The 13,709-nt window shown below is 52.4% G+C and carries 8 protein-coding genes; 3 read left to right on the forward strand and 5 right to left on the reverse strand.

Annotated elements, in window-relative coordinates; genetic code table 11:
- The first annotated feature begins 243 nt into the window (after positions 1 to 243).
- Together SH451x_RS05310 and SH451x_RS05315 are read left to right on the forward strand one after the other, a co-directional pair.
- Positions 244 to 1,563 carry a Gfo/Idh/MocA family protein gene (locus tag SH451x_RS05310; protein ID WP_479361404.1) on the forward strand — a complete coding sequence of 440 codons (1,320 nt, stop codon included), beginning with the start codon at positions 244 to 246 and terminating at the stop codon, positions 1,561 to 1,563.
- 189 nt (positions 1,564 to 1,752) lie between these two features.
- Complete coding sequence (locus tag SH451x_RS05315; protein ID WP_479361405.1) at positions 1,753 to 2,478, forward strand: SDR family oxidoreductase; 726 nt, start codon at positions 1,753 to 1,755, stop codon at positions 2,476 to 2,478.
- 142 nt (positions 2,479 to 2,620) lie between these two features.
- Here SH451x_RS05315 and SH451x_RS05320 read toward each other — a convergent pair whose 3' ends face one another.
- The 5 genes from SH451x_RS05320 to SH451x_RS05340 all read right to left on the reverse strand — a co-directional run bounded on the left by SH451x_RS05320 (position 2,621) and on the right by SH451x_RS05340 (position 9,550).
- Positions 2,621 to 3,862, reverse strand: coding sequence for a hypothetical protein (locus SH451x_RS05320; RefSeq protein WP_479361406.1), 1,242 nt, complete (start codon positions 3,860 to 3,862; stop codon positions 2,621 to 2,623).
- 146 nt (positions 3,863 to 4,008) lie between these two features.
- A complete protein-coding gene (locus tag SH451x_RS05325) occupies positions 4,009 to 4,257 on the reverse strand; it encodes a hypothetical protein (protein WP_479361407.1) in 249 nt (82 codons plus the stop codon).
- A gap of 179 nt (positions 4,258 to 4,436) precedes the next feature.
- Positions 4,437 to 8,054 carry a chromosome segregation protein SMC gene (smc, locus tag SH451x_RS05330; protein ID WP_479361408.1) on the reverse strand — a complete coding sequence of 1,206 codons (3,618 nt, stop codon included), beginning with the start codon at positions 8,052 to 8,054 and terminating at the stop codon, positions 4,437 to 4,439.
- 114 nt (positions 8,055 to 8,168) lie between these two features.
- Positions 8,169 to 8,948 carry a lysophospholipid acyltransferase family protein gene (locus tag SH451x_RS05335; RefSeq protein WP_479361409.1) on the reverse strand — a complete coding sequence of 260 codons (780 nt, stop codon included), beginning with the start codon at positions 8,946 to 8,948 and terminating at the stop codon, positions 8,169 to 8,171.
- A gap of 20 nt (positions 8,949 to 8,968) precedes the next feature.
- Positions 8,969 to 9,550 (reverse strand): 5-formyltetrahydrofolate cyclo-ligase, encoded by a 582-nt coding sequence (locus SH451x_RS05340; protein WP_479361410.1) that lies wholly within the window; start codon positions 9,548 to 9,550, stop codon positions 8,969 to 8,971.
- Positions 9,551 to 10,206: 656 nt separating this feature from the next.
- Between SH451x_RS05340 and carB the strand changes: the two genes are divergently transcribed.
- Positions 10,207 to 13,455: a carbamoyl-phosphate synthase large subunit gene (gene carB / locus SH451x_RS05345; RefSeq protein ID WP_479361411.1), complete on the forward strand. Its 3,249-nt coding sequence runs from the start codon at positions 10,207 to 10,209 to the stop codon at positions 13,453 to 13,455.
- Positions 13,456 to 13,709: the final 254 nt, after the last annotated feature.

The following is a 13,709-nucleotide window of genomic DNA, read 5'->3' on the forward strand; positions in this document are numbered from 1 at the left end:
CGTCTAAATCGATCACGTCACATCTGGCCTCTTCATACCAGCCAACAGACTTAAGTGGCGGGCCGCATTTTCAAGGTTCACTATGTTAGCGAACTATCCAAAATCCGGAACCGAGGTTTAGACGTTTCGCAATTTCCTTTGAGCCCTCAAGTTTGGCGCGCTTTCCACAAAGGCTTGAGAATGGTGTAAAATCGGTCTTCAACAAGTACACAGTTTATGGTTGCAATTCCCGGAGCAGTCAAAATGCAAAATCCAGAACGAACTTTATCGGACACCAGGCGAAGTTTTTTAGCCAAGTCTGCGACGGGTGTAGCTGCTTCGATGGCGGCCACGATAATTCCCTCACGCGTCTTAGGACAAAACGATAATACTGCAGCCAGTGAACGAATTTCGCTCGGAATCATCGGTATTGGCCCACGATGCACGTACGACCTAAAATCGATCCTCGAGTTCAAAGATGTTACGTGCGTGGCGATCGCCGACGTGCAAGCTTCCCGACGGGATGCCGGCAAGAAGCTGGTCGATGAACGCTATGGCAACAAAGATTGCAAGCTGTATGAAGACTTTCGTGAGCTGCTGGAACGGAAAGACATCGACGCCGTGCTCGTTGCGACTGGTGATCGTTGGCACGCAGCGGCATCGATGTTGGCCGCTGAGGCAGGCAAGGATGTTTATAGCGAAAAGCCGTGTGGCATAACGATCCACGATTGCCAGCAACTCTCCGATACGATGAAGCGCACGGGGCGCGTATTTCAAGCAGGGACGCAGCGCCGATCGGTCTTGAATTTCCAACAAGCAGTTACGCTCGCCCAGTCCGGCAAGCTTGGGAAGCTGAAAACGTTGCATGCGTCAGTATACATTCCAACGCTCGACAATTCCTGGTTGCCCGCCCAGGCAACGCCACCTCGCAAAGTCGTCGACTGGAATATGTGGCTGGGGCCTGCTGCATGGCGACCATTTAACCAAGAGTACGTAAATGGCAACTGGCGAGGACAGTGGGATTTCGACTCCGGCGCACGGCTGCTCGATTGGGGCGCTCACACCATCGATCTGTGCCAGTGGGCTAACAGCAGTGATGATACGATGCCAGTCGAGTATATTCCGTCGGAGAAGAACATTGTTTGCAAATACGCGAATGGAGTTGAGTTGATCGTCGACTTTTTGCCAGAACCGTTCGGCAATCGTGATCCGCACTACATTACACGCTTGGGAACTTGTCCAGTCCGTTTTGTGGGCGAGGAAGGATCGGTTGAAACAGGAGACGAAGGTGAATTGGTTTTGTCGTCGGAGAAGCTTTCGCGGGAAGTTGAAAACACTGAACGCGTTCGCGGTTTGGACGTTTCGACGCATGCAAGAAACTTTTTCGATTGCATGCGTACACGAAGCATGCCGGCGGCGAATCACGAAGTGATGCGGCGTTCGCATATCGCTTGTCATGCGGCGGCGGCAGCCTGGATTCTGAAACGCCCAATCAAAATCGATCCGACGACCGAAGAGTTTATCAATGATCCTGAAGCGAACTTGTTGCGCTCGCGACCGTCGCGTGATTGGACGTTGGGGTAAGGAAGCGTCCTGCGAGAACTTCGCAATCGAAATTGGGTGACTTCGTTTAACCGCTTGCCCATCGGGCAGCGTTTACCTCACCGGAAAAGCATACAAATGCCCACATCATGTCCGGCCACGGCCTTACGACGCCAGTGCTCCTAAGTCGCTTTTCCTACTAACTTCAATCCATGGAAGAACCTACATTAAATGCTTAATGGCAAGACGGCAATCATTACTGGCGCGGGTCGTGGTTTAGGTCGAGTGCTCAGTCTGGCACTTTCAAAGCAAGGGATGAATGTTTGCATATCATCGCGAAGCTCTGAAAGTCTGGAGAAAGTTGCTCTGGAGATTGCAGAACTGGGAAATCGCGCTTTAGCAGTACGAGCCGACGTGGCCGTTGAAGCGGACGTTCAAGCACTTTTTCGTGAAGCGAACGAGCATTTTGGGCGTGTAGATCTTTTGGTCAACAACGCAGGTGCGTTTGACGGTGGACCGCTGGATGAAATGTCGTCGGAGACGTGGGATAAGGTGCTGGGCACAAATTTGCGAGGGCCTTTTCTCTGTACCCGCGAAGCTTTGCGGATCATGAAGCAACAAAAGCATGGCCGCATTATCAACATCGGATCGATTTCGGCTCATCGCGTGCGACCAAATTCAGCTGCTTATTCCGCATCCAAGTTTGGGCTGTGGGGACTGACGCAAGTAACGGCGTTGGAAGGTCGCGAATATGGCGTAACGTGTTGTTGCATTCAGCCAGGCAATATCGCGGTTGAGCGACGAAAGGCGAGCGCCGAAAAGGAGGATAGCGAACCGATGATGGCGATGGAAGATGTTGCGCAAGTCGTTATTTCTGCCGCATCCCTACCCGACCACGTCGCCATGTTAGAAGCGACCGTCCTGCCGCGCGATCAATTGTTTGTTGGCCGCGGCTGATTTGCGGTTAAACAAATGCTTTGCAACATACTGATTCTTTAGAAGTTTCGGATCAAAAAGCCTCGTACGAAGGATTTCCTTTCCGTCGCCTTTATCAACGGACTAAGAGTCCGCCGTAAACATTTCGTTTCCTGCAAACTTTTCATTTACGGCTTCGCCAGCGGAAGAACACTATCAGACCGCAAAGAACTAGCACTAGACTTAATATTGCTGCGTAGGGGCGATTGCTAGATGCTCCGCTGTTGCGAGTTCCCGAATCAGCATTTGAAATCTGATCCAACAAAGGAATGGGTTGGACATAGTCTACATTAAGGAGCGGTCTCGAAAGGCCCATCATTCGCTCGAAGTGCTTATTGCGTTTCGCTTCGTCGTCTCCAACAGGCTCGAGCGTTTCGACCACAGTTCCATTGGGGCCGACGATCTCTACCGGAACTTCTTTTTGGGTATTACCCAGTTGGACTGGCGTGTCGAGTATTTGAACGACGGAGTTTTCAGGAAAGAATTGATCGATCCAAGTCGGATCGAATTGAAAGTCTTCTGTAAACGAAAACGTGAGTGTGCTGAGCAGTTTCGGGGTTTCTTGCTCAGCGGTGACTGAAAGACAACTGGTTTCGCTCGGAACCAACCGGTCTTGAAACGGTACGATTCTCGTCACTTCACAAATAGATACGAAAGGATTCGTGTCTTGTTCTTTGAATCGAGTTGAAGCTTCTACACGACGAATCAGGCCTGATTTGCTGCCGATCCCGACTCGAATCTTCTCTGGTTTACCTAGAACTTTGGGCGGGAACATGTCGAAAAACTGCACTGATTCCGAGTCGTGTGCGTCTCCTCCGCTTAATTCTTGTAGGCCTCCGTCGCTAACAGTTTCGCAATAATCGACTAGTTCGGATAACGTAAAGAAGCGATCACCACATGCAACTTTGAATAACGTGCTGATGGGGCCCAGTTGTCCGAATGTAATAGGTGCTAGTCGTTGCTTGTGCATACTATCTGGCAAAAGTTTGCCATCGCGTAGCTTTGCATTGAGGTACCAATGTTGATTGGTCAGAGGGTTCGTTAAGATTCTTTCGTACTTAAACAGACCCGAAACTTTTCCACTTGGTTGTGCAGTCACGTGCGTGGCGCTAGCGTAGATTTCAAAATCATCATCATTGACTGCCCATAAGAAGCCGACCTCATAGCGATTGTCTGGTCTATTCTGCGTCCCTTGCACCATGAAGGGCTTGAGGCTTTCAACCAATGCATCGAGCTTAGCGGCGGCTTCCACAGCCGGTTGCCGTGCATTGTCTTCTTGGCCGTTTGTCATGCCTGCATAACCAAACGCTGCACAAAGAAATAAGCCTGTTGGGAATAGCGTACGAATCACTTGGAAGCCAAACATAGCGTTACGCTTTATCGAACTGAGGAGAGGGAAGCTCGTAAGACAAGCTGTTGTTGTCGCACGGCTGTGCCTCCGTGTCAAGAAAATCTTCGGGCGGTCGGATATCACTCCGACGGGCTGCTTCAGCATCGAACCGAGGCATATCCTCAACGCGCTGACGAAGCGTTTACGATGGTATTTGCCCAATCGTGTCCGGAAGTGATCGGTGGCAACGTCCTTCCATCTTTCTCAAACGACTCTAACGTTTCTTCGACGATTTGGCACAGTTCAGCGAAAACGGCTTTTTCATCGTTACCGTGGCAGCCACCATAAAGTAGCCCTGGGCAACTCCCTACGAAACAGTCATCTTCATCCGACCACTCGACGATCTTGACATACCTTGCAGCGCGATTCATGACTTGGATTCCTCAATTGCATGGCCGACCGCTCGTGCCACCGTACCAATCGATTTTCGAATTCAACTCCCAGCGTCCACGACTATTCCCAACCAGTCGGTCGGAATATCGACTAAAAGAAGCGTAAGTTGAACGACTGATTATTGCAATCCAGCGATTACTGATCGGTTCCGAGTTGCCTACGCAGCTTTGCGTTTAGGTTTTTCGTCGGTTAGGATTTCGCCGTCGTCGCCCACTTCTTCAAAGCGGACGGAAACTTGACGCGACACTCCGCTCTCTTGCATGGTAACACCGTAGATTGTGTTAGCCACCGTCATCGTCTTCTTGCTATGCGATACAACGATGAATTTCGTCATGTGCAAAAAGTCTTTTAACACATTCACGAATCGACCAATATTGGCCTCGTCAAACGGAGCGTCGACTTCGTCCAGAATACAGAAAGGGCTCGGGCGAAACTGGAAGATCGACATAATCAAAGCGACCGCCGTCAACGCTTTCTCGCCACCGCTTAACAAGGAATTGGAAAGTGCAATCTTCCCAGGCGGCGTTGCAACCACTTCCACACCGCAGTTCAGTACATCATCAGGATCTTCCAGAATGATGTCAGCCGATCCGCCGCCAAAACTGCGACGGTAAAGTGTTTGGAAGTTCGAACGGATCGCTTCCAAGGTTGTCATGAACATCTCACGCGATTTGACTTCAATGCGTTCGATGATCTTCAGCAGGCTCTCGCGTGCTGACTCGAGGTCCACATAATGCGCGTGCAGCGAATCGTATCTGGACTGAAGTTCATCAAGCTCCGCCAATGCTTCCATGTTCACGGAGCCTACGGACGCAATCTCACTTCGCAATTTGCCAATTTCATGGTTAGCCGCCGCACGATCAAGCTCTTGCTCTTGAAGTTCAACTGGCAAAGGTTGGTTTAGATCGATTTGGTGATCGTCTAAATAGTGCTGCAGCAAAAGTTCACGCCGCTGCTGATTTTGAACGCGAGCCGTGTTGCATTCATCGATCATCGCCACAAGTTTGCTGAGCTCGTTGCGAGCCGCATGCAATGCCTTTTCGCTGGCGACTTGCTGCGTAATCAAACCCTGTGAACTAGCTTCCAGGCCTGATTTTTCAGCCAGTTTCACTTGTACAGCACCATCGACTTCCACCAGTTCAATATCGATTTTGGCGATCGCATCGGTTGCGGTTACCATCTTCGTTTCGATGCCGGCGATTTTCGTTTCGCTTTGCCGTACCAGTTCCGCTCGTTCATCACGATCGCTCAGCAAAGCGTTCAGCATCAACTGTTCGCTCTCGAGTTGGTGTTCGAGTTTGGCTGCCGCAATACGCTGCTGGGAAAGTTGTTCGCTGGCGGCTGAATGGATGGTGTGCTGCGTCTGGCGGCTTTCCCGAATCGCATCCGCATTTTGCTGCGTTTCAGTCAGCTCAACCGCGATTTGTTCAAGCGACAGTTCGGACTGTGCAATACTTTGTGAGGTCTCTTCGATGTTTGTTGCCAGCGTTTCGATTTCCAGTCGAAGCGATTCTTCTTGTTTGGCAATTACATCCGTTTCATTGGCAAGCGACTGAAGTTCGAAACGCACTTGTTCTACATCACGCTGAGCGGCACGCAGCGTTTTTTCGACTTCCCGTTCGTCGCGGATTTTGTCATCGAGTTCGGCTTGCAGCGTGGCTGCTTTCTTGGCCGATTCTTCGATCAATTGCAGCAGATTTTCGTTCTCGTCTTCAACGGCGTGTATTTCGCTGCGTCGCGTTAAGATACCCGAGAGCGTCTGCAGTGTACCAATGTGAATGGTGCCGTCGGTATCGATCCGTTCGCAAGCAGCCGTAACAAATCGCAGTCCGCTGCCGCGAAAATGGCTGAGGTCGAGCGCGGTTTCCAGCGAATCTACTAACCAAGTAGTGCCCAGGAGGAACTGGACCAATCCCTGGTGCTCTTCACCATAGTGTACCAGCCGATCTGCGCGACCGATGACGCCTCGCAGACCGTCCAGTTGGATACGATCGCCAGCGCGTCGTGACGGCATTCGATCAAGTCGCAAGAGCGTCGCTCGACCTTCAATCTGCAATTTTTTATTTTGTAGCAGATCGACGATCTGGCCATCGGCGAGCACAATTGCTTCCGAGAGATGAGCTAATGACACGTCGATCAGCGGCGCGAGGTGAACGTCGACTTCGATCAAGTCGGCTACCAAGCCTTGGATGCTGTTCCAAGGTGCTTGCGGTTTCGATTTAGCAATGTCGATCAGTTTTCGAGCGCCATCGCCCAAACCGTTATTCTCAGCATCCAGCTGTTGCAGTAGTTCAAGTCGATCGTGCAGCGAATGACGTCGGCCTTGGAGCACGATTGCGTTTTCTTGTTCCGCTCGTAACGCTTCGCGCTGAAGTTCTAGTGCAGCGCGGCTATCATGCAACTCCTGCTCGCGTTTCTCCAGCAAGCTTTCTGCTGCAACAAACTGCTCTTGGATAACTGCGTGTTTGGCTTTGTGAGCGTCAAGTTGTTCGGTCGTCTTGGCTAGTTCTGCGCGAGCGAACTCCAATTGCTGGTTCAGGTCTTCCAAGCGATTCGTTAGGTTCGCTACTTGCAACTGTTTCGCCGACTCGTCGCGGCGGAGACGTTCAAGTTCGTGCCGCAGTCTGTCGAGGTCCGCGTCGATCTGCAGTCGTTGCTGTTCAACCAGACTCAACTGTGCCGTCGCAGCGGTAACTTGAAGATCATGCGCGATTTTCGACTCGCGCAATGAAGTGAGCTCTTTTTCTCGCGCAACGATCTGATCTTCGGTCAAGCTCGCGCGTTCTTGAAGCGATTCGCACTGACGGATGACGATTGCTTTCTCGTCAGTCAGTTCAGCCAATCGCTCGCGGTGTGTTCGCTGTTGGTTTTCAAGCGTCGAGCGTCTATTCTCAAGCCCATACTGTTGTTCGATTAAGACTTGGAGGTTCTGCTGCAGCGTAGTCGCATGTTCGCGATCCTGCTGCGCGACTGTTTCCCGCTCAGCGACTTCGGCTTGTTTAGCGTCGCGAAGCATCTCCGTTTCGGAAATCTTCTTCGTCAACTCCGTATCGCTATGCTGCAGGTCAGCAAACTCTGCGTGACCAACTTGTAAGCGGAGGATACCGAGTCGTTCGGTCATTTCGCGATATCGCTGGGCTTTGGAGGCTTGCGATTTGATTGAATTCAATCGGCCCGCGACTTCGTCAACAATGTCCGAGAGACGGAGCATGTTTTGGTTGACGCGATTCAGGCGACGTTCCGCTTCAATCTTCTTGGCTTTAAAGCGCGATATGCCCGCCGCTTCTTCAAAGATTGCGCGGCGATCCTTGGGGCTTGCTTGCAGCATTCGATCGACTTTGCCTTGTTCGATCAAAGAATAGGCGTCAACGCCGACGCCCGTGCCGCGAAACAGGTCTTTCACATCGCGCAGCCGGCAAGCTTGATTGTTGATCAAGTACTCGCTTTCGCCGCTGCGGTACACGCGGCGAGTGACGGTGACCTCATCGGTTTCGACCCCTAACACGCGAGTGGAATTGTCGAGTACGAGGGTGGCTTCGGCGCTGTTGCAGGGCTTGCGGCCGGAAGCACTGGAACCTTTAAAGATCACGTCGGACATTTCGCCGCCGCGCAGACTCTTGGCCGACTGTGAGCCTAAGACCCATTTAATGGCGTCGACGATATTTGATTTTCCGGAACCGTTGGGGCCAACGACGACCGTAATTCCGTCTGGAAAATCGAAGCGCGTGGCATCAGCAAAGCTTTTAAAGCCGTTGAGTTCGAGCGCTTTGAGCATGTTAGTCGACGCTGCAGGATTGAGCTTCGGTCCGAAATTCTTAAGCGAGGCAAAGTTGAGCCAAGCAAGGTTCCCACTTCAGTGAGCTGTTTCGGACTGTACAAAATCAGCGGGTTACAAACCAACATCGGTTTCGCTATTTCGAAAGCTAATTCTCGAATCGCATGCAAAAGGGCCAGGATAAAAGGCAGCTGAGTTTTCGTGGGGGCGGTTACTGGCCGCCCATCGTTCGGCGGCGAGCGTAATATTCGCTAGCGATCTTCCTAACGAAGCGCGGACTGATTCCAACTGGCTGCGGTTCATCTCTGGCTGGAGATAGATCTTCGGGCTCAAAATCATGCGAGCGCGGCTGTGAAACCGTGGAATTGCAAACTTATCCCAAGCTCGATTGTTCCTGACTGGACGATCAAAGCCGGCTCCGATCAAAACAATTGGATACTGGAGCCGGCTAGCTAGAAAGACCGGGCCGATGGCGATTTTGCGGCGGGGGCCGCGGGGGCCGTCGGGTGTTATGACTAAGCCGTTCTGGTGAGACTCTTTCAAAATTCCCAGCAACGCTCCACCTCCGCCTCGGCCACTGGAGCCGCGGAAGCACCGGAATCCGGACATTTCTGCGGCTTGCGTCAAAAATTCTGCGTCGCGGTGCCGGCTAGTCAGCAACGCCAGCTTTGTTCCGCGGCGAACAAAGAACGGCAGCGTCAGATACTCATGCCAAACTAAATAGATGACAGGTTCGTTGTACTCGATTCGCCCAACGTCGGCCGACGGGTCATAATAAGCCACGCGATAGTCGAGCGTTTCCATCCAACGCCCGGCCAAGGTGCTTAAAAGATATCCGCCAACGCGATGAAGTCGCCTCGACTGCATCAGCCGCTTGGAGAGATTGGTCAACATCGAAAGTCGTCCAAGCAAACTTAATTGCGGCCCCGGCCTGGATAAACGGCATCTTGAGTCACGACCGCGTCCATATAAATGTCGTGATCTTCCACCGGAATCTTCTCAAACATCTGGCATTCAAACGCCAGTGCAATCAGCGGAGCATCGGAGCGAGCGTGCTGCAAAAGTTTGTCATAGTAGCCTTTTCCGTGGCCAGTCCGACCGCCTTGGCGATCGAACGCCACCCCTGGTACCATCACTAAATCTAAGTCCTGCGGTTCGAGCCGTTTGGCAGCTACGCTGCGCAAATCCTCGCGAGGCTCTAGGATTCGGTACATTCCCAGTTCGAGCTCGTCCATCGATTCGAGATGAAAGAGTTCTAGTTCGCCATCCAAACAATAGGGTACGACGATCTTTTTGCCGCTAGCCAGGGCCGCCGGCAGAGCGTGCCGCGTGCGGACTTCATCGCGGACGTCGACGTAGAACATGACCGTCCCCGCAGCTTTATATTCGGGCAGCTGCATAAATCTATCGACGATTTGAGCTGAAACGGCATCTTTATCAGGCTGGTTTTTGCGATTCTCGTGAGCCGCAGCACGGATTTCAGGTTTTGTTTGCATGTTCGATAGGGAGGATGTGAGCGGGGGGAAAGAGCAGAATAGTGAAATTGACGACGATTGCAAACAGGTCGGTTAGGTTTGACGTCGTTCGTAGCTGGCTTCGCCTAGAAGCCGGGGATGTATTGGGAAGGTTTGCTGTTTCGCCACGAGCACTGCTGGACGAGCCAGCAGTGGCACCCTTTTTCAGGGGGCGGTCCGGGATCGTTTTTTGGGATCGCACCCCGATTCCCCCGCGTTCTAGGCGAACGCAGCTACGGGAAGAGGATACAAGAGGATACAAGCGCATCGTAGCTGGCTTCGCCTAGAAGCCGGTGATGTGTTGGGAAGGTTTGCTGTTTCGCCACGAGCACTGCTGGACGAGCCAGCAGTGGCACCCTTTTTCAGGGATCTGCATCCAAAAGGAATTGTATCGAGATTCGACCGCGTTCTAGGCGAACGCAGCTACGGGAGAGGTTGAACAGTCGCAACACGCCGACGTGCGGGCAAGGTTCTACAAATTTCGTTAGCTGCCTTAACATCGTGCGTTAACCGTGATAGGCTCTTGGCAATTTTGCGAACGTCAGGGTGGCAAGTCCAAAAGGTCCGAACAGGGCCTATATCGGCTTGAGCCACGGAACGTTCAACTGCTCGACACTATTGCTTTTTAGAGGCTGGAAGTGCCCCGTCGTACCGACATCAAAAAGATTCTTCTGATCGGATCAGGACCTATCGTCATCGGACAAGCCTGTGAGTTCGATTATTCGGGCACTCAGGCATGTAAGGCTTTGCGGGAAGAAGGTTACGAAGTGGTGTTGGTCAACAGCAACCCTGCCACCATCATGACCGACCCTGGCATGGCTGAACGCACCTACATCGAACCGTTGACTTGGCAGTTCGTTACCAAAGTTATCGAGCGTGAGCGACCCGACGCCGTTCTGCCAACTTTGGGCGGACAGACCGCGCTCAACATTGCCATGGACTTGGACAAGCACGGGATCTTGAAAAAGTACAACTGCGAGATGATCGGAGCTCGGCCCGACGTGATCCAGAAGGCGGAAGGGCGTGAAGAATTCAAAGACGCCATGCACAAAATTGGCTTGGACGTGTGCAAAGGAGTCGTCGTCCATACGCTGGCGGAAGCACGGGCAGCGCTGACCGAGATCGGTTTGCCATGCGTAATCCGACCATCTTTCACGATGGGTGGCAGCGGGAACGCGATCGCTTATAACCGCGACGACTTCGAAACGCTGGTCCAAAATGGTCTTTCACTTTCGCCCACCACCGAAGTGCTGATCGAGGAATCGATCATCGGTTGGAAAGAGTACGAAATGGAAGTGATGCGCGACGCTGACGATAACGTCGTCATCATTTGCTCGATCGAGAACTTTGATCCGATGGGCGTTCATACAGGCGATTCGATCACGGTGGCTCCGGCGCAGACGCTGACCGACAAAGAATACCAACGGATGCGTGACGCTTCCATCCAAGTCATTCGCGAGATCGGCGTAGAAACGGGCGGCTCGAATATTCAGTTCGCGATCAATCCATCCGATGGGCGCATGATCGTGATCGAGATGAATCCACGCGTCTCTCGCTCTAGTGCACTTGCAAGTAAGGCGACCGGCTTTCCGATTGCCAAGATTGCGGCCAAGTTGGCTGTTGGCTATCGGTTGTGGGAACTGCCGAACGATATAACACAAAAGACGCAGGCTTGCTTCGAACCGACGATTGACTACGTCGTTACGAAAATACCAAGGTTTGCCTTCGAGAAATTCCCGGAAGCTGATCCGACGTTAACGACGCAAATGAAAAGCGTTGGTGAGACGATGGCTATCGGCCGAACATTCAAAGAGTCTTTCCAAAAAGCACTGCGTGGGCTGGAAGTCGGCGCGTTCGGTTTTGGCAGCGATAGTAAAGATCGCTGGGGACGCGAGGATCAGCCCGACGATGACGAAATTCGCAGCAAGCTAATCCGTCCCAATGCTGACCGAGTTTGGTTCCTGAGGTACGCCATTAAGTCAGGCATTTCCTTAGCAGAAATCAACCAGTTGACCGGTATCGATCCATGGTTCCTGGACCAACTGGATCAAATTATCGAGATGGAAAACGACCTTCGTTCGGTCGGCTCGCTGAACCAAATGGACGCCGACAAGATGCTGGCGGCAAAGCAATATGGTTTTTCCGATCGCCAAATCGCGACGATGCTCTCGAGCGACGATCGCGAAGTGCGGCGTTGGCGAATCGCACGTGGAATTCAGGCAGTATTCAAGTCAGTTGATACTTGTGCCGCCGAATTTGAAGCGTTTACGCCATATTATTACAGCACTTACGAAAAAGAGGATGAAGTTCCGCCGAAAGTGCCGGGCAAGAAACGAATCATGATTTTGGGCGGTGGCCCCAATCGTATCGGTCAGGGGATCGAATTCGATTATTGTTGCTGCCATGCTTCGTATGCATTACGCGAGCTTGGCATTGAGTCCATCATGGTCAACAGCAATCCCGAGACGGTTTCGACTGACTATGACACGAGCGACTTGCTGTTCTTTGAGCCGCTGACGACGGAAGATGTTTTGAACATTTTCGATGTTACTCAGCCCGACGGCGTGATCGTGCAGTTTGGCGGCCAGACGCCGTTAAATTTATCGCGGGCGCTTGCTTCCGCGGGAGTTCCGATCATTGGCACGAGCGTTGATACGATCGAATCGGCCGAGGATCGTGAAAAGTTCCAACGGTTCTTAACGGAATTGGGCCTGAAGCAACCGGCAAATGCGATCGCGCGCAACATGGATCAAGCCCGCGCAAGTATGCAGCGCATTGGGTTTCCAGTTTTGGTTCGGCCAAGCTTTGTGTTAGGCGGACGCGCGATGGAGATCTGCTATGACATGAGCCAGTTCGATCGCTATGTTGCTGAAGCGTTTGTTGTCGCCGAAGGCCAACCAGTTCTGATCGACCGCTTTCTGGAAGACGCTACTGAAGTCGACGTCGACGCGGTGGCCGATGGCAAAGATGTCGTCATCATGGGGATCATGGAACACATTGAGGAGGCCGGCGTGCACTCAGGCGATTCCGCTTGTGCGATTCCGCCGCACCATCTGGGAAGCGATGTCCTGGACGAGATTCGTGTCGCGACCAAGGCGATGGCTATGAAGCTGCGAGTTATCGGGCTGATGAACGTGCAGTTTGCGGTTAAGGACGAAGACGGCAAATCGATCGTTTATGTCTTGGAAGTGAATCCTCGCGCAAGCCGCACGGTACCGTTTGTTGCCAAGGCGACTGGGGTTCCTGTCGCCAACATTGCGGCCAAGGTTATGGCGGGGGAAACGCTGGCGTCGCTGGGGATCCTCGAAGAACCAAAACCACGACACGTCTCGGTGAAAGAGAGTGTCTTTCCATTCCGTAAGTTTGCCGGTGTCGACATCGTTTTGGGCCCTGAAATGCGTTCGACGGGTGAAGTGATGGGGACGAGCGATCAGTTTTCGATTGCTTTCGCCAAGAGCCAGATTGCGGCGGGCGTTGTGTTGCCAGAGTCGGGCAACGTGTTCCTGAGCGTATCGTCGCGGCATCGGGGCACGATGCCCGATCTAGCGCGAGCTTTGCACGAGATGGGATACAAGTTGCTGGCTACTTCGGGAACTGCCGCTCATATTGAAAAGTCGGGGATTCCGGTGACACGCGTCCGCAAACTGGCGGAGGGGAATCCGAATCTGATTGACTATTTGAAGAACAGCGATGTTTCTTTGATCATCAATACGCCCAATGGCAAAGGCGCTCGGACCGACGAAGGCAGGATTCGTGCTGCGGCTGTCCAATTCGGCGTGCCTTGCATCACGACAATCTCAGCTGCTGAAGCAGCGATAGGCGCGATGAAGGATATGCGGACCAAGGAAATGACCGTAATGTCGTTGCAGGAACGCTTTGCATTGTAGATTTTTAGCGTCAGCCGCAAAAATTTTCGAAGTTTTTTTGACACGCACTTTGCCTCGTTTCGAGGCGGTGCCGGTGGCAATCTTGGCGCGGCAGAAAGACTATTTCCGCGTCGCTACGCGTTTCCCGAAAGTGTTGCAGAATTGAACACTTCGGAAATGTTACGTTTTGAAGCTAGTTTGGCCGACGCCGTTTTTAGCTGATTTCATCGTTAAAATCGGCGTAATTCGGCTGCCGTTAGTCGTGAAAAGGGCTT

It is taken from the genome of Njordella aestuarii (genome assembly GCF_056494165.1).

What these genes read in the sequence shown, in the direction of transcription:
- SH451x_RS05310 (WP_479361404.1), top strand. Translation starts at nt 244, where the DNA reads ATGCAAAATCCAGAACGAACTTTATCGGACACCAGGCGAAGTTTTTTA.
- SH451x_RS05315 (WP_479361405.1), top strand. Translation starts at nt 1,753, where the DNA reads ATGCTTAATGGCAAGACGGCAATCATTACTGGCGCGGGTCGTGGTTTA.
- SH451x_RS05320 (WP_479361406.1), bottom strand. Translation starts at nt 3,862, where the DNA reads ATGTTTGGCTTCCAAGTGATTCGTACGCTATTCCCAACAGGCTTATTT.
- SH451x_RS05325 (WP_479361407.1), bottom strand. Translation starts at nt 4,257, where the DNA reads ATGAATCGCGCTGCAAGGTATGTCAAGATCGTCGAGTGGTCGGATGAA.
- smc (WP_479361408.1), bottom strand. Translation starts at nt 8,054, where the DNA reads ATGCTCAAAGCGCTCGAACTCAACGGCTTTAAAAGCTTTGCTGATGCC.
- SH451x_RS05335 (WP_479361409.1), bottom strand. Translation starts at nt 8,948, where the DNA reads ATGTTGACCAATCTCTCCAAGCGGCTGATGCAGTCGAGGCGACTTCAT.
- SH451x_RS05340 (WP_479361410.1), bottom strand. Translation starts at nt 9,550, where the DNA reads ATGCAAACAAAACCTGAAATCCGTGCTGCGGCTCACGAGAATCGCAAA.